This window comes from Pseudarthrobacter sp. LMD1-1-1.1 (assembly GCF_040676255.1).
Classification (GTDB): domain Bacteria; phylum Actinomycetota; class Actinomycetes; order Actinomycetales; family Micrococcaceae; genus Arthrobacter.
The window spans coordinates 1-16504 of sequence record NZ_JBEGHP010000001.1 but is presented as its reverse complement, the minus strand read 5'-3'; the positions used below and the strand labels follow the sequence as shown (position 1 = coordinate 16504).

At 65.3% G+C, this 16504-nt stretch carries 14 protein-coding genes and 1 tRNA gene; 8 read left to right on the top strand and 7 right to left on the bottom strand.

All coding sequences use genetic code 11. The features are described 5' to 3' along the window. Nucleotides 1–6: 6 nt before the first annotated feature. The 4 genes from MRBLMD1_RS00075 (at nucleotide 7) to MRBLMD1_RS00060 (ending at nucleotide 4874) form a co-directional block, all read left to right on the top strand. The gene (locus MRBLMD1_RS00075) at nucleotides 7–951 is read left to right on the top strand and encodes a metallophosphoesterase (RefSeq protein ID WP_159630688.1); all 945 of its coding nucleotides are present in this window, start codon (nucleotides 7–9) and stop codon (nucleotides 949–951) included. A 132-nt stretch (nucleotides 952–1083) separates the two neighbouring features. Beyond that, a complete protein-coding gene (locus MRBLMD1_RS00070) occupies nucleotides 1084–2892 on the top strand; it encodes an ABC transporter ATP-binding protein (RefSeq protein WP_364396266.1) in 1809 nt (602 codons plus the stop codon). Beyond that, complete coding sequence (locus MRBLMD1_RS00065; protein WP_364396263.1) at nucleotides 2889–4715, top strand: ABC transporter ATP-binding protein; 1827 nt, start codon at nucleotides 2889–2891, stop codon at nucleotides 4713–4715. The genes MRBLMD1_RS00070 and MRBLMD1_RS00065 overlap by 4 nt, the downstream gene beginning before the upstream one ends. Nucleotides 4716–4797: 82 nt before the next feature. Next, a tRNA-Pro gene (locus MRBLMD1_RS00060) sits at nucleotides 4798–4874 on the top strand. A 153-nt stretch (nucleotides 4875–5027) separates the two neighbouring features. On the opposite strand, the gene MRBLMD1_RS00055 is transcribed toward MRBLMD1_RS00060, so the two are convergent. After that, nucleotides 5028–5258 carry a hypothetical protein gene (locus MRBLMD1_RS00055; protein ID WP_364396260.1) on the bottom strand — a complete coding sequence of 77 codons (231 nt, stop codon included), beginning with the start codon at nucleotides 5256–5258 and terminating at the stop codon, nucleotides 5028–5030. Between the two features lie 127 nt (nucleotides 5259–5385). Between MRBLMD1_RS00055 and MRBLMD1_RS00050 the strand changes: the two genes are divergently transcribed. After that, nucleotides 5386–6651: a helix-turn-helix domain-containing protein gene (locus tag MRBLMD1_RS00050; RefSeq protein WP_364396257.1), complete on the top strand. Its 1266-nt coding sequence runs from the start codon at nucleotides 5386–5388 to the stop codon at nucleotides 6649–6651. Between the two features lie 103 nt (nucleotides 6652–6754). Here the strand turns inward: MRBLMD1_RS00050 and MRBLMD1_RS00045 are convergent, their stop codons facing one another. Then, nucleotides 6755–7690 (bottom strand): phosphoribosylaminoimidazolesuccinocarboxamide synthase, encoded by a 936-nt coding sequence (locus MRBLMD1_RS00045; protein ID WP_224027039.1) that lies wholly within the window; start codon nucleotides 7688–7690, stop codon nucleotides 6755–6757. Between the two features lies 1 nt (nucleotide 7691). Then, entirely contained in the window at nucleotides 7692–9008 is a 1317-nt protein-coding gene (purD, locus tag MRBLMD1_RS00040; RefSeq protein ID WP_159635163.1) for a phosphoribosylamine--glycine ligase, read from the bottom strand. A gap of 95 nt (nucleotides 9009–9103) precedes the next feature. Here purD and MRBLMD1_RS00035 point away from each other — a divergent pair, with 95 nt between their 5' ends. From MRBLMD1_RS00035 to MRBLMD1_RS00025, 3 genes are all read left to right on the top strand, one after another. Next, the gene (locus MRBLMD1_RS00035; RefSeq protein WP_159630676.1) at nucleotides 9104–10690 is read left to right on the top strand and encodes a molybdopterin-dependent oxidoreductase; all 1587 of its coding nucleotides are present in this window, start codon (nucleotides 9104–9106) and stop codon (nucleotides 10688–10690) included. Between the two features lie 95 nt (nucleotides 10691–10785). Further along, the gene (locus MRBLMD1_RS00030; RefSeq protein WP_159630674.1) at nucleotides 10786–11802 is read left to right on the top strand and encodes an asparaginase; all 1017 of its coding nucleotides are present in this window, start codon (nucleotides 10786–10788) and stop codon (nucleotides 11800–11802) included. Nucleotides 11803–11840: 38 nt separating this feature from the next. Continuing rightward, on the top strand, nucleotides 11841–12218 hold the full coding sequence (locus tag MRBLMD1_RS00025) for a sterol carrier family protein (protein WP_159630672.1): 378 nt from the start codon (nucleotides 11841–11843) through the stop codon (nucleotides 12216–12218). A gap of 18 nt (nucleotides 12219–12236) precedes the next feature. On the opposite strand, the gene MRBLMD1_RS00020 is transcribed toward MRBLMD1_RS00025, so the two are convergent. From MRBLMD1_RS00020 to MRBLMD1_RS00005, 4 genes are read right to left on the bottom strand one after another with little or no spacing between them, the layout of a single operon-like run. Next, entirely contained in the window at nucleotides 12237–12902 is a 666-nt protein-coding gene (locus MRBLMD1_RS00020) for a Pr6Pr family membrane protein (RefSeq protein WP_364396252.1), read from the bottom strand. A gap of 54 nt (nucleotides 12903–12956) precedes the next feature. Next, nucleotides 12957–13718, bottom strand: a complete 762-nt coding sequence (locus MRBLMD1_RS00015) for an SDR family oxidoreductase (protein WP_364396249.1) — start codon at nucleotides 13716–13718, stop codon at nucleotides 12957–12959. Between the two features lie 14 nt (nucleotides 13719–13732). Next, nucleotides 13733–14476, bottom strand: coding sequence for an aspartate/glutamate racemase family protein (locus MRBLMD1_RS00010; protein ID WP_159630666.1), 744 nt, complete (start codon nucleotides 14474–14476; stop codon nucleotides 13733–13735). Nucleotides 14477–14499: 23 nt separating this feature from the next. Next, entirely contained in the window at nucleotides 14500–16068 is a 1569-nt protein-coding gene (locus MRBLMD1_RS00005; protein ID WP_275182155.1) for an NCS1 family nucleobase:cation symporter-1, read from the bottom strand. Nucleotides 16069–16504: the final 436 nt, after the last annotated feature.

Here is a 16504-nt window from a genome sequence, read left to right as displayed (position 1 = left end):
ACACGCATGAATATCGATAGCCTGGCAAGCCGCGCCCGTTCAATCGGGCGCGGCTTTGCCGTCACTGCCGGAGCCGGGGCAGCGGCCGGAATGGCCGCTTTCGGGTACGGCCTGTGGGAGAAGAACCAGTTCGTCCTCCGCGAGGAAACCCTGGCCATCCTCCCGCCCGGCAGGGCCCCTTTCCGGATCCTGCACCTGAGCGACATCCACTTCGTGCCCGGGCAGAAGAAGAAGGCTGACTGGCTTGGTTCCCTGGCCGACCTCCGGCCGGACCTGGTGGTGAATACAGGCGACAACCTCAGCCACGTCAAGGCTGTGGACCCGCTGCTGGATGCCCTGAAGCCGCTGCTGCGGTTCCCCGGCGTCTTCGTCCCGGGTTCCAACGACTACTTCGCACCCAGCCCGAAGAATCCCGCGTCCTACCTGCTGGGACCGTCCAAGGTGAAGCCCAAGCCGGTTGCCCTGGACTGGCCGCGCCTGCGTTCAGGGTTCGGCATGAGTGGCTGGGTGGACCTGACCAACCGCCACCAGTCGGTTGTCCTCAACGGCATGCGCTTCGATTTCTCCGGCGTCGATGATCCGCACCTGAAGCGGGAAAGGTATGCCGGCTGGCCTCGGGGAACGGTCAACCAGGATTCGAATGACCACCTCCGGATTGCGGTCATCCATGCGCCGTACCAGCGGGTGCTGGACCACTTTACGGAAGACGGCGCAGACCTGCTGCTGGCCGGCCACACGCACGGCGGCCAGCTGTGCATCCCCGGTTACGGCGCCATCATCGCCAACTGCGACATTCCCACCTGGCGCGCCAAGGGCCTCAACGACTGGTCAAGCAACGGAAGCACGACGCCGGTCAACGTCTCGGGCGGGATCGGCACCTCACGTTTCGCCCCCGTCAGGATTGCCTGCAAGCCGGAAGCCGTCCTGCTGACCCTGACCTCCCCCAGCTGACCTTCGCATTACAGAGTGCAATAGATGGGGAAGCCGCCAGCGGGCCGCGGCATCCCTGTGAATCGTCTCACTCCATGGCTTAGGGTTGTTGCTAGAGGAAACTACATTCGTTTTAGAGCTTGAGAAGCGGGCATGGCCAAGCAGACTCCCTTTTTCCGATCCATCAGCCGTCTTTATCCGCACGTCCGGCCGATTATCCCCAGGCTTTTGCTCGGCCTCCTCTGCGCACTCCTGGCCAGCGTGGTGGCCTTGACCATCCCCCAGGTGCTGCGGGTCCTGGTCAACACTGCCCTGCAGCCCGGGGGTTCGGCGGAGGCAGTCTGGACCTCTGCAGGCGTCATCCTGGTACTGGGCGTCGCCGAGGCGGGACTGGTGGCCCTGCGCCGGCAGTTCGTGATCAACCCCGCCACCACCGTGGAAACGCGGATGCGGGTGTCGCTCTATGACCATCTCCAGGAACTGACCGTCTCCTTCCACGACCGCTGGGGCTCCGGGCAGCTGCTGTCCCGGGCCATGACCGACCTGAACTTCCTCCGGCGGTGGATGGCCTTCGGTGCCATCATGCTGGTGGTCACCACCCTTACCGTGGTCATCGGCATCGTGGCCATGTTCGCAATGAGCTGGCAGCTGGCCCTGATCTTCCTTGCCGCCGCCGTTCCCATCATCATCAACAGCTTCCGGTTCCGCACCCGGTTCAGCAAGGTTGCCAGACGCAGCCAGGACCAGGCCGGCGACCTTGCCACCACGGTGGAGGAATCCGTCCACGGCATCCGCGTGCTCAAGGCGTTTGGGCGGAGCCGCGAAGCCCTGGAGAATTTCAACGAGCAGGCTGAGGAACTGCGGCAGACGGAGATTGAGAAGGCACGCCACCAGGCAACGTTCACCCTGGTGGTCACCTTGCTTCCCGAGCTGGCGCTGGGTGCCGGCCTGGTGGTAGGTGTCATGCTGTGCGCCAGCGGCGAATTGAGCATCGGCTCCCTGGTAGCCTTCTTCGCCACTGCGGCAGTCATCGCCTCCCCCGTGGAGTTCTCCGGCATGCTGCTGGCCATGGCACTTACCGCCAAGACCGCCGTCGACCGACACTACGAAGTGATGGACACCCGGAACACCATCACCAGTCCCGCGGAGCCCCGGCGGCCAGGGGAACTGGCCGGTGCGCTCCACTTCACCAACGCCACCTTCGCTTTCGAGGATGCCCCGGACAAGCCGATCCTCAAGGACATCAACCTCGACGTCAGGCCCGGGGAAACCATGGCCCTGGTTGGCATCACGGGCAGCGGCAAAAGTGCGCTGATCCAGCTGGTGCCGCGCCTGTACGACGTCACCAGCGGGGCCATCAGCATCGACGGCGTGGACATCAGGGACTTCGAGGTGGAGGAACTGCGCAGGATTGTGGGGGTGGCCTTCGAGGACACTACGCTCTTCTCCAACTCGGTGCGGGACAACGTCCTGCTCGGCGCGCCCGTCCGCTCCGAGGAGGTCCTGGACGAGGCCCTCGACGTGGCGCAGGCCCACTTCGCCTACTCACTGCCCCAGGGCGTGGACACCCTGATCGGCGAGGAGGGCCTGAGCCTGTCCGGCGGCCAGCGGCAGCGCATCGCCCTGGCCCGGGCCATCGCCGCCCGTCCGCGCGTCCTGGTGCTGGATGATCCCCTGTCCGCCCTGGATGTCCACACTGAGGAACTGGTCGAGGCACGCCTCCGGGAGGTTTTGGCGGACACCACCACTCTCATCGTGGCCCACCGGCCGTCCACGGTGGCCCTCGCTGACCGTGTGGCGCTGCTGGAAAACGGGCGCATCGCCGCGGTGGGAACGCACGCCGAACTGCTGGGCCGCAACCAGCACTACCGCTACGTCATCGCCAGCCTGGACCGGGAGCCGCGGGACCTGGACACCGAACTGTCGGCACTTGAGGACCAGGCTGAGGAAGTGACCCGATGACAACCGCATCGTTCGGCACAGCCAACGAAGACAACGCCCACCTCACCAAGGCGGAGAGCCGGGCAGTACGACGCCGGTCGCTCGCCTTGCTGGGGTCGCTGATCCGTCCCGTGCGGGTACGGTTCTGGCTGACGATTGCCATGGTGGTGCTTTCCCAGGCCGCGCGGGTGGCGGGTCCTGCCCTGATCGCCTTCGGCATCGACCACGCCCTCCCCGCCCTCCAGGCCGGCAACAACCTCCCGCTGGTGTTCACCGGAGTCGCTTACCTGCTGGCAGCGGTCGCGACGGCGGGACTGACCGCCCTGTACGTCACCTCCACCGCGCGGCTCAGCCAGGCCATGCTGCTGGACCTCCGGGTCCGCGTGTTCCGCCACACCCAGCGGCTCAGCCTGGAGTTCCACGAAAAGTACACCTCCGGCCGCATCATCGCGCGCCAGACCTCTGACCTGGAGGCGCTGCGGGAGCTCCTTGACTCGGGCGTCAGCTCGCTGGCCTCCGGAATATTGTTCATGGCCTTCACCGCCGCCACCATCTTTGCGCTGGACTGGCGGAGCGGGCTGCTGGTGGTGGCCGCCGGCGTGCCCATGTTCTTCCTGTCGCGCTGGTACCAGAAGCACTCGCAGATCGCCTTCCGGGAATCACGCGTGGTCTCTGCCCGGCTGATCGTGCATTTCGTGGAAACCATGACCGGCATCCGCGCCGTGAAGGCCTTCCGCAAGGAGAAGGAGAACTCGGAGCGCTACGGGAAACTGGCAGAGGACTACCGGCTGGTGACCGTCCGCTCCATCAACCTCAACGGCATCTTCCAGCCCGGCCTGGTGCTGATCGGCAACGTCTGCGTCGCCGTCGTCCTGCTCTTCGGCGGGTTCCGCGTGCTGGGCGGCGGCCTTGCCGTGGGCGTGCTCCTGGCCCTCATCCTGTCCACCAAGCGGTTCTTCCAGCCCGTGGACCAGATGGCCATGTTCTACAACTCGTTCCAGAGCGCGCAGGCGGCCCTGGAGAAGGTCTCCGGACTCCTCGAAGAGGTGCCGACGGTCCGGCCGCCCAAAAACCCGGTTGCCCTGCCCAGCGCCACCGGGCGTATCGACTTCAACGACGTCGAGTTCCGCTATGGCGACGGCCCCGTGGTGGTGCCCACCCTGGACCTGCACATCCCCGCCGGTCAGACCGTGGCGCTGGTGGGCCAGACGGGTGCCGGGAAATCGACCCTCGCCAAACTCATCGCCCGGTTCTATGACGTCACCTCCGGCACGCTCACCCTGGATGGTGTGGATCTCCGGGACCTGGCCACGTCCGACCTCCGCCGGAACATTGTCATGGTTACCCAGGAAGCGTTCCTCTTCAGCGGTTCCGTGGCGGACAACATCGCTTTGGGCAGGCCGGAGGCGTCACGCGCTGAAATCGAAGAGGCTGCCAGGGCAGTGGGAGCACACGAGTTCATCCTGGAACTTCCGGAAGGCTACGACACGGACGTCAACAAGCGCGGCGGCAGGGTCTCCTCTGGCCAGCGCCAGCTGATCAGCTTTGCCAGGGCATTCCTGGCGCGGCCGGCGGTGCTGATCCTGGATGAAGCCACCTCCTCGCTGGACATCCCCTCCGAACGCCTGGTGCAGGCCGGACTGGCCAGGCTGCTGGCCGGCACGGAGGCAGCGCGGAGGACTGCGCTCATCATCGCCCACCGCCTTTCCACAGTGGAGACGGCGGACCGGGTCCTGGTGGTCCACGACGGCCGGATCGTGGAGGACGGCACGCCCGAAGAACTCATTGGCGGGGGCGGCCGGTTCGCTGACCTGCACGGGGCGTGGAAGGATTCGCTGGTTTAGGGTTCCCGCGGGTGCCCGGCGTCCGGATTTCGCATCGGGACCCTCGATCGGCTATCCTTGTAAAGTTGCTTTTGCAGCGGATCGGGATGTAGCGCAGCTTGGTAGCGCGCTTCGTTCGGGACGAAGAGGTCGCAGGTTCAAATCCTGTCATCCCGACCATAACGAAAAGAGGGTCTCCATGCGGAGGCCCTCTTTTCTATATCTCGATGTGGTTACGGCAAATCCCCCAGCGAGTGTCACCGGCACTTAAAAGGAACGGCCCCGGAGCTGTTGCTCCGGGGCCGCCTTCGCCTCCTTTTGTGAGGAAGCTATTTAGACGGGGTCAGGCCAGTTGCCGGTGTAGGTGACGTAGCTTGTGTCGGTGGTGGTGGTGCTCTTCTTGTCGTTCTTCACCTTGCCGGAAACAGGATCAGGCCAGTTGCCGGTGGCTACAGCTACATGCTCGGAGTCGGCAAGGGAACCTGCCGCCAGAACGGCCGGGGCGGCCGCCGAAAATGCCAAGGCACCAGCCAGAACGGCTGCCGCTGCAATCTTCTTCAACATATAAGTTCCTCAATACGAGTCGGATTCGTTACAAAGCCAGCACTGTCCTTGTTGACACACATTGTAAAATGTTTTCCACAGGGGCTGTCAAGCCCCCGTGCACGAAGTCCGGAAGAGGAGGAGTCCCGTGGGCAATGGATTCGGGGAAAAGCTCAGGGCGGAGCGGCTCGAGCGGGGCATGACCCAGGCTGAGCTGGGCAAAGACCTTTATTCACCCAGCTACATCTCCCTACTCGAAACCGGGCGTCGTGAGCCAACGGCCGAGGTCATTGAGGAATTAGCCCGGAGGCTCGAATTGGCGCCGAAGGCCCTGGAAGCGTGGAGCCAACCCATCTCCGTCAGCGACGCTGAATATGTTCTCGCGGGCCTGTATGCCCGCCAGGCCTGGGACCTCAGGGATTACCCCTTGGCGGCCAGTCATGCGGCCTCCGCCGCCCAAATAGCACTCGAAGGCAGGAACACGAGCGCCTGGTGGAACATGAGCTACATGCAGGCGGAGTGCCTGCTGAAACATGGAGATCTGCTCGAGTGCCGGCAGTTGACCGAGAGGCTTCTGGAACACCCGATGGCACGGGAGTCCGCGGGGCTGGGGGCGCGTGCCCGCCAAATGCTGGCTGTGGTGTACCAGCGCCAGGGCCAGCTGACAACAGCCGTCGATCTCGCCACTGATGCCGTAGCGGTCGCGCAGCAATTGTCCAAGGGCTCAATAATCACTGTCGGCGCATACAGGGCACTGATTGGTGCCTTGGCCGAAAGTGGCCGCCTCGACGATGCCTGGAAGTACTGTCAGGATCTGCTTGGACAAGTCGATGAAGACGCCATGACGCAACTGGCCGGAGAAGTCGCTTGGGTGGTCGGCAATGTGGCGTTCATGCGCCACGACTACACCGAGGGCGTGAAGCACCACGAGCGGGCGGCCCGCCTGCTCTCCCCCGCCAATGACATTGAGTTGTGGGCGCGGTTCAACAAGGCGTCTGCGGCAGTCAGGCTTTCCTCAGGCATCGTCGAGCCGGAAACGCTGGCTGCGATCGAGCGCGCGGAGCTGGCGTTCTCCATTGTCAACGGCACCAAGAGCGACGAGCTCGAAGTCGCCTTCATCCGCGCACGATGGCTCTATTTGACGGGGGACATTGTCGCCGCCGTCGAAAAACTCCGCGAAATCCACGCGGAGCGTGCAGAGCTCGCCAAACACACCGCGGGTGAAGTTTCGCTCCTCCTGGGCAAGTCACTCAAAGCATCCGGAGAACTCGATGAGGCACTCGTGCATCTGGAAGAAGCCCGGAAAGCCTTCGCTACAGCCGGTGCGCAGGACCGGGTGCAGCAGGCGCTGGACGCCATCCTTGAAATCAAGCTGGCGCAGAAACGCGCGGCCGCGTCCTCAAAAGCCAGCTGACCACAGGGCCCGCAAGCCAGAAGGCCAGTCAACCGAAAGACCAATTAACTCAAAAGCCAGGCAAGCCCACGGACGGCGGGCTCACCTGGCTTTTGGTTACTTCCTAGGAAAAGGTCTTTCCGGTGATCTTCTCGTACGCCTCGACGTACCGGCTGCGGGTACGGTCCACCACGTCTGCCGGAAGGGCCGGCGGCGGGGTGTCGGATGACTTGTCCCAGCCGGATTCGGCCGAGGTCAGCCAGTCACGCACGTACTGCTTGTCGTAGGACGGCTGGGCCTGTCCCGGCTTGTAGGTGGCTGCGTCCCAGAAGCGCGAGGAATCGGGGGTCAGCACCTCGTCACCCAGGGTGATCGAGCCCGAGACGGCGTCGTACCCGAATTCCACCTTGGTGTCCGCCAGGATGATGCCGCGCTCCCGGGCGATCTTTTCCGCCGTCGTGTAGATCTTCAGGGTCAGCTCGCTGAGGCGGCCGGCGATGTCGTCCCCCACCAGGGCCACCACGGCGTCGTAGGTGATGTTCTCGTCGTGCTCGCCGATCAGTGCCTTGGCCGACGGGGTGAAGATCGCGTGCTCCAGCCGGGATCCGTCCACCAGCCCCTCCGGCAACGGGATGTTGCACACCGTTCCGGACGCCTTGTATTCCACAAGACCGGAACCGGTGAGGTAGCCGCGGGCAATGCACTCCACCGGGAACATGTCCAGCTTCTTGCAGATCATGGCCCGGCCTTCAACCTCGGCCGGAACACCGTCCTCAACGGTGGAGCCTAGCACGTGGTGTTCAACGCCCAGCTGGTCGAACCACCAGAGGCTGAGCTGGGTAAGGATGCGGCCCTTGTCGGGGATTTCGCTGGACAGCACGTGGTCGTAGGCGCTGATGCGGTCGCTGGCCACCACCAGCACGCAGTCCTGCCCAAACCGCTGAAGGACGGCTTCGTCGGCGGGCTCGTAGAGGTCGCGGACCTTGCCGGAATAGATGTGCTTCCAGCCGGGCAGGTCCAAGGTGTCGGTGGCGTAGCCGCGGTTCTCGGGAGTAGTCATGTCAGGCCTTTGCTTTCACGATGGGCATGGAGCCCGTGGCGCCGTAGGGCACCTTGATTTCGCCGCGGGCGGCCTTGCGGGCGATGTCGCTGCGGAACTGCGAGCCTTCCAGCTGAACCAGCTCCACGCCGTCGTACGCCCGTTCGCGCGCCTCCACCAGGTCGCTGCCCAGGGCGACGACCGCCAGGACGCGGCCGCCGGCCGAAACCACCTTGCCGTCCCCGTCCAGGGCGGTTCCGGCGTGGATGACGTGCACGCCGTCCAGGGCTTCCACCTTCTTGAGCCCGCGGATGCGGTCGCCCGTGCGGGGCTTGTCCGGGTAGTTCTCGGAGGCAATGACGACGGCGACGGCGGTTTCCTTGGCCCACCGCAGCTCTTCTGCCTTGTCCAGTTCGCCCTTGGCCGCCGCCATCAGCAGCGCACCGAGGGGGGTCTTGAGCCGGGCGAGGACCGCCTGCGTCTCGGGGTCACCGAAACGGACGTTGAATTCGATCACCCGGGTACCACGGGAGGTGAGGGCCAGGCCGACGAACAGGACGCCAACGAAGGGGGTTCCGCGGCGGGCCATTTCATTGACCGTGGGCTGGGCTACCCTTTCGAGGACTTCCTGCACCAGGCCCTCGGGGGCCCACTCGAGCGGGGTATAGGCACCCATGCCGCCGGTGTTGGGCCCTTCATCGTTGTCGAAGATGCGCTTAAAATCCTGGGCGGGCGAGAGCGCCACGGTGTTCTGACCGTCGCAGAGGACAAAGAGGGAAACCTCGGGGCCGTCCAGGAATTCCTCGATGACCACGGAGCCGCCGGCGTCGAAGCAGGACTGGGCGTGGGCCAGGGCTTCGTCACGGTTCCTGGTGACCACTACGCCCTTGCCGGCAGCCAGGCCGTCGTCCTTCACCACGTACGGGGCACCAAAGGTGTCCAGGGCGGACGCTGCTTCCTCGGCGTTGGTGGCCACAAGGGCCATGGCAGTGGGGACGCCGGCCTCCGCCATGACCTCTTTGGCGAAGGCCTTGGAGGCCTCCAGCTGGGCGGCAGCCTTGCTGGGTCCGAAGACGGGGATACCGGCTTCACGAACGGCGTCGGAGACACCCGCAGCCAGTGGAGCCTCGGGGCCCACCACCACCAGGTCCACGGCGAGCCGGGTGGCCAGTTCCGCAACCGCATCGGGATCGTTGCCGTTGATGTTGTATGTGGGGACCAGCTTGCTGATCCCGGCATTGCCGGGCGCCGCGTGGACTTCGGACACGTTGGGGTCGGCAAGCAGGGAGCGGACAATGGCGTGTTCGCGGCCTCCGGGGCCAATGACGAGTACCTTCACAGTGTCCAAGGGTACTTTGTGCACCCTTTCCGCTCCTAAGCTGTGTCCTTGCCCGCCCGGTCAATCCGTGCCGCCCGCCGCTCCGAACCATACACATGACAAAGCTTCGAAACCGGATTACGGGCCCCGCCCCTCTGGCCGCACTGGCAGGCGTGGTGGCGGCCGCCGTCGTACTTGCCGTTGCGGAGCTGATCGGCGCATTCTTCACCGCCCGGGCAACGCCCCTGTTTGCCTTGGGCTCGACGTTCATCGACTTCACCCCGCCGTGGATGAAGGACTTTGCGATCGCCACCTTTGGGACCAATGACAAGGCCGCCCTGTTCGTGGGCATGGGCCTGACCATCGCTGTGCTGGCCTGCATCCTGGGCGTGGTGGCCTACCGGAAGTGGGCTCTGGGAGTCCTGGGGGTCCTGTTCATGGGGGCCGTGATCGTGGCCTGCGTGGTGACCCGCTCCGGCGTCAGCGGCGCGGACGCCATCCCGTCCATTCTGGGAACTGTTGCCGGCCTGGCGGTCCTGCGCCGGCTCATGGTGCCGCTGTGGGGGCTGAAGACGTGGCCTGAAGCGCCGGCGGACCAGGCGGACGACGACGACGCCCCGCAGCAGGGTGCGGGCACCAACCGCAGGCGCTTCTTTGCCACTGCCGGGGTTACCGCGGTGGCCGCCGGTATCGCCGCCACCGGCGGGAGGCTCCTGGGTGCCGCCCGCAGCAACGTCGCCAAGGCACGCGAAGCGCTCACGCTGCCGGCGCCGGCAAAGGCGGCGTCCCCCGTACCGGCCGGGGTCCAGTCCCCGGTCCCGGGCGTCACCCCGTGGCTGACACCCAACAACGACTTTTACCGCATCGATACGGCCCTGAGCGTCCCGGAAATCAACATTGATGACTGGCAACTGCGCGTGCACGGCCTCGTGGAGCAGGAGATCACGCTCACCTTCAAGGACCTGCTGGACGCACAGCTGATCGAATCCCATGTGACCCTCACCTGCGTGTCCAACCCGGTGGGCGGCAACCTCGCCGGCAACGCCAAATGGCTGGGACTTCCCATCCGCGAGGTCCTTGCCCGCGCCAAGCCCAAGGACGGTGCGGACATGGTGCTGTCAAAGTCCATCGACGGTTTCAGCGCCTCCACTCCCCTGGAGGTCCTGCAGGATGACAGGGACGCCATGCTGGCTATCGGCATGAACGGCGAACCGCTGCCGCTGGAGCACGGCTACCCGGTGCGGATGGTGGTTCCCGGGCTCTACGGCTTCGTCTCCGCCACCAAGTGGGTGGTGGACCTGGAGGTCACCCGTTTCGCGGACAACAAGGCCTACTGGACCGAGCGTGGCTGGTCCGAACGGGGTCCCATCAAGACCATGGCCCGCGTGGATGTGCCCAAGTCCTTCGCCAAAGTGCCGGCCGGGAAGGTGGCCGTGGGTGGTACCGCCTGGGCCCAGACGCGCGGCATCGCCAAGGTGGAAATCCAGATCGATAACGGCGACTGGGCGGAAGCCACGCTTTCCACCGAGGCTTCCACCGTCACCTGGCGCCAGTGGTCCTACGAGTGGGATGCCACGCCGGGCCCGCACTACATCAAGGTCCGCGCCACCGACGGCACCGGGGAGGTCCAGACGGACAAGCGTGCCGATCCGGTCCCCGATGGCGCCTCCGGCTGGCAGTCGGTAATGGTCACGGTTCAGTAGAAGGTCACCGTTCAGTAGATGGCCACTGTTCAGTAGATGGCCACTCCCACGTAGATGACCACGGTTCGGCAGGGGCTGGCCCATAGACTGGCCGTATGCCGCACAATCCGCACGCAACCTTTACCGTGGACTCCGCCGTCGAACTGGCTGTGATTGAACGCAGCGGCTTTGTGGAGTCGCGGCACATCGGTTCCGCCGTCCTCCTGTCCGCCGACGGCGCGGTGGTGACCGAGCTGGGCGACATCAATACGCCCATCTACGCCCGGTCCGCCCTGAAACCGTTCCAGGCGCTGGCGTCCATGCAGTCCGGCGTTCCGCTGCGTGGCGCCCAGGTGGCCATCGCGTGCGGAAGCCACACCGGGTCCCTGGACCACATGGACGTGGTGGCTGGAATGCTCAAGGCGGCCGGTGTCCGCGAAGACCAGCTGCAGTGCCCGGAAGCGTGGCCGCAGGACGAAACGGCCCGGAACTGGCTGGTGCGCTCCGAGAAGGGAAAGTCGCGGCTGGCCTACAACTGTTCGGGAAAGCACGCCGCTTTCCTTTGGGCCTGCACGGAGAACGGGTGGGATACGCACAGCTACCTGGAGCCCAACCACCCCCTGCAGCAGCGGGTCCGCAGCGTCATCGAGGAATACACCGGCGGGAAGATCGCCCATCTTGGGATTGACGGCTGCGGCGCCCCCGTAGCGGCCGTTTCCCTCAAGGGCCTGGCCCAGGCATACTCACAGCTCGCCAAGGCCCCGGGCGACCACAGCTACAGCGCCAGGGCCGCAACGATCGCCACGTCGATGCTCGATTATCCGTGGGCCGTCCAGGGCCGCGGCGAAGCCAACACCGTGGTCATGGACGAGCTGGAGATCATCGCCAAGATCGGGGCCGAGGGTGTGCTCGCAATGGCCACGCCCCAGGGGGTCTCGGTCGCCGTGAAAATCCTGGACGGGAACATCCGGGCAACCTCGCTGGTGGCCCTGACCTTGCTTGCCGCTGCCGGCGCGGTCGAGATCCCGGGGGTTGCCAGCGCCTTGGAGAAGGTGGTGGAACCCGTGCTGGGCGGCGGCCGGCCGGTCGGCAAGATCCGGTTGGGGCCGGCGGTTTCGGCACTCCTGGACTGACACCCGTCTCCACCCGACGCGAAAGGAAGACTGAGAGCATGGCCGTAGCCCGCCGTCGTATTGACGTCCAGGAAGGCAAGGCAGCGCTGAAGGCATGGCTGGAAGCTGCGCAGCCGCCGTCGGGCACTCCCCTGCCTCGGACCGTCCTGGCCACTGCCGTGCGGTACTCCCTGGAGGAGTTGACGGCGCGGGCGCCGGGCAACTCGGTCGAAGTGCGGGTTCCGCCCTTTGGCGTCACCCAGTGCGTGGAAGGCCCACGGCATACGCGCGGGACCCCACCCAACGTCATTGAGTGCGACGCCGCCACCTGGCTTGCCATGGTCACCGGCCGGATGGCGTGGGCGGACGCGGTCGCTGCCCACAAAGTGGCGGCGTCCGGCCTGCGTGCGGACCTCTCGGCCCTGCTCCCCCTCTAACCTGGCCCCACCCGCGGGTCAGATGGAACGGGCAGCCGGATCCACCTCGGCCGGGCGCGCCGCTGCATGCGGGACCCGGTTCTGCAGCCGGGTGGACAGCGCCGCCACCACGGCAAAAGCAAAAGCGCCGAGCGCGATCAGGACCGACATCACGGCGACCGTGCCGTAGCCGGCAGCCCTCGGATCAAGGAATGGGTACGGGTACCAGTCCACGATGGGGCCCCGGACCAGGCTGTAGGCAAGGTAGAGCATCGGAAACGAGAGCCACACCAGGGAGGTCCGGACCGGGATCCGGGTCCGGGGCAGGTCCACCAGCCAGTCGATGACCATAACGGTGGGGATGGTGTAGTGCAGCACTACATTGATCCACGGGATGGGTGTGTTCACGTCCACGTCACTGAGCAGCAGGCTGTACGTGATCCCGGTAATGGTCATGTAGACGGTGGCGGCGCCGCGGAGCAGCTCGAGCCACCGCGGGCTGCTGCCTTTCCACGCGTACCAGCCCGCGGTCGCCAGGGTCACGAAGGCGATGATGTTAGACTCGATGGTGAAGTAGCTGAAGTAGTTTCCGGCTTTGGCCCCGGGCACGTTCTGGACCAGGTGCAGGAACTGGAACAGCACCGCCACGAAGCCCAGCAGTGCGAACCAGAAGCGGAAAAGGGCCAGTCCCCTGTTTGCGGTCATGGCCTGATCCTAGGGCCTTCTTTATGGCCGGCCCCGCAGCACTGCCCGGGGTGGCTACCCGCGTCCGATGAAGGGCATGCCCGCGGCGGTGACCACTAGCGAGCCCACGCTGGCCGAGGCGGGCATGTTGGCCATCATCAGCACCGCGCGCGCCGCGTCCGCCACCGGGAACATGGGTTCCACCTTGCGGCTGCCGTCCGCCTGCAGCGCCCCGGAGCCGACGCCGATGGTGTCCATGATCTCCGTGGCCGTGTTGCCGATGTCGATCTGCCCGCAGGTGATGCCGTAGCCGCGGCCGTCCAGTTCAATGCTCTTGGTCAGGCCGGTCATGGCGTGCTTGGTGACGGTGTAGGCCACAGTCCTGGGGCGTGGCGAATGCGCGGAGATGGAGCCGTTGTTGATGATCCGCCCGCCCTGCGGCTCCTGCGCCTTCATGGCCCGTACCGCTGCGGCGGCACACAGCATGGATCCCGTGAGGTTCACGGCCAGCGTTGCGTTCCAGTCCTCCAGGCTGATTTCGTCCACACCGGCCGCCGGGCCAAAGACGCCGGCGTTGTTGAACAGCACGTCCACCCGTCCCCACTGTTGCGTGGCCGCCTCGAAAAGCCGTTCGACGTCGTCGGGCCGGGTGACGTCGCACGGCACCACCAGCGCGTCCGGGCTGCCATCCGCGGTTTCCTTCAGCTGCGCCTCCCGGCGGCCGGCAAGTGCCACGCGGTAGCCGTCGGCCAGCATCTGCCGGGCAACCTCCCTGCCGATGCCGGATCCGGCCCCGGTGACGACGGCTACTCTTCGGACCTGCTGGGGGGTGCTCACGGTGTTCTCCTGGCTCAGAGCTGTGCCGGCACGGCCGGCGTGTTCAGTGGCCAGCCTATGACGGTCTTGGGCCTTGGGGCAGCGAAGGTCCGCACCTTGGAGGTGGACAGGCGCATCCTGACCAGTGATTCAGCGATGGTCACCGCGGCGGCCACACCGTCCACCACGGGAACGCCGGCCCGCTGCCTGATCTGTTCGTCCAGCCCGGCCATGCCGCCGCAGCCCAGGACGATGACCTCGGCCTTGTCCTGGGTGACCGCCAGCATGGCCTGGTTGATGATGGCTTCCACGGCGCGGTCCGGTTCCTCCTCAAGCTCCAGCACGGCCATGCCGCTGGCCCGGACTGAGGCGCACCTGGCGTCCAGCCCGGCCAGCTTCAGCCGGTCCTCGATGAGGGGAACCGTGCGGTCCAGGGTGGTGACCACGGAGTATTTGTGGCCCAGGAACATGGCCGTGCTGGCGGCGGCCTCCGTGATGTCCACCACCGGCACGTCCAGGAGCTCCTGCAGCCCTTCGCGGCCGTGTTCGCCGTAGCCGGCCTGGATAACGGCGTCGAACGGTTCCGGGTAGGACGTGACGGCATCCATGACGGCGATGGCAGCCAGGTAGCTTTCGAAGTTTCCTTCGCAGGAGTCCGCGCCAAACCTCGGGGTGATGCCGACGATTTCCGTCCCGGCTGCGGCCACGCTGCGTGCAGAGGACGCAATCGAGTCGGTCATCGACGAGGTGGTGTTGACGTTTGCGACGAGTATGCGCATGGGAAGGTCCTTTGTCCTGCGGCTCAGTGGGTGCTGGCGACGGCGATGGCCTCGCCGTCGTGGTCCACGAGTCTTTGGTTGCGGTCGGCGATGAAGAAGTAGAGCGCCGCGGCGATACCGGCGGCAAAGAACCAGGCGAACGGCGCCGCGGCGGCCAGCCCCGGAACGAAGGCGATGAGGAGGGCCAGGACGGCAGCGGGAACCATGGCGATGATCGCCCTGGGGTTGACGCCCTTTTTGTAGAAGTACGCCCCGTCCGGGGACGCCGTATACAGTTCCGGCACGTTGACCATGCCACGCCGGATCAGCCAGTAGTCAGCCATGACGACGCCGAACAGCGGGCCGAGCAGCGCACCGAGGCCGCCGAGGAAGTACACAATGACCAGTGGGTTGTTGTAGAGGTTCCAGGGCAGGATGAGAAGGCCGATCGTGGCCGAGACCATCGCCGCCTTGCGGAAGTTGAGCCGCTTGGGGAACAGGTTGGTCAGCGCATAGACGGGGGCCACGAAGTTGGCCATCAGGTTCACAGCGATGGTCAGGATCAGCAGGGCAAGGCAGGCCAGGACCAGGAACAGCGTGTTGGGGATGGTCTGGACGATGTCCGACGGGCTCTTGATGATGGTGCCGTTGATCTTGAACTGGCCGCCGGCCATCACCACCACAATGGCTCCGAAGAGCAGCATGTTGATGGGGATGCCCCAAAAATTGCCGCGCACTACAGCCTTCTTGGATACCGCGGAGCGGGTGAAGTCGCAGAAGTTCAGGACGAAGGTGCCGTAGATGGACACCCACAGGGCGCCGCCGGCGAAAATAGTGAGCCACATTTCCGGCCCTTCCAAGGCCTTGTCCGAGGACCAGGCAATGCTTCCTCCTGCTTCCACGAAGATCCAGACGGCCATCGCGGCCATGGTGGCAAGGATGACGGGGCCGGCGAAGGCCTCGTACTTGCGGATCATTTCCATCCCGAAGCTGACGATCACCAACTGGACCACCCAGAGGGTCACGAATGCCATCCAGCCCAGCGTGGACAGGCCCAGGATGGAGTCTTTGTCCACGTCTGCCAACGCAGGAAACATGGCTACGAGCATCACGCGGAACACCACGGAAGCGAGGTACGTCTGGATGCCGAACCAGGCCACAGCCACGGCACCGCGGAGGAGGCTGGCAATCTGCGCTCCCCTGATACCAAAGCTGATGCGGCTCATGACCGGAAAGGGAACACCGGTTTTGACGCCCATGAATCCGGAAAGCGTCAGGAGTCCGAACAGCAGCGCCGCGCCAATGCCGAGCGCCATGAGGATCTGCCACCCACCCAGGCCCAAGGCAAACAGTCCAATGGCAAAGGCGTAGTTGCCCAGGCTGTGCACGTCATTCGCCCAAAGGGTGAAGATGCTGTAGCTGGTCCAGCTGCGGCCGGCGCGCTTGGTTGGGGCAAGATCGGAGTTGTACAGGGAAGGGCTGATGGCCGTGCCCGAGGCGGCGCTGGCTGATTCGCAGAGGGCTTCAACGCTGCCGGCGGGATGTGCTGCAGGAGCTGACGGCACTGTCACGCCCTGCTCAGCATCAACGCCCGCCGTGGGAGGGGTTTGCATAGGGGTCTCAATTCTTTGGAGTATTCCGTGTGGTGAGGCCGACCTGCGTCGTTTCTGTTATTCCACATTGCGGAAACGAGATATTGAATAGTGAAATAAGAGTATGACCCGGGTCACTGCGGGTCAAGTGCCGCAGGGTGCCCAGCCCGGTCACAATGCGTTCCTTCGGGGCCGCGCGCGGCAATCCCCGCGCTGGTGGCACCCATCACGTTGACCGGCCGACAGGCTGGCAGTAATCTCATCTAGCAATAATATTTTCTCGCAATACGAAAATATTGCCTAATGCATTCAATGACGAAAAGAGGCTGCCGTGGCTGCAGGAGAAGATACCTCCCATATCCTCAGCGGGTTGACTAACCAGCTGCCTGATCGTGATCCGGAAGAGACTGCCGAGTGGGTTGAGTCCCTGGACGCGTTGATCAGGGAACAGGGCACC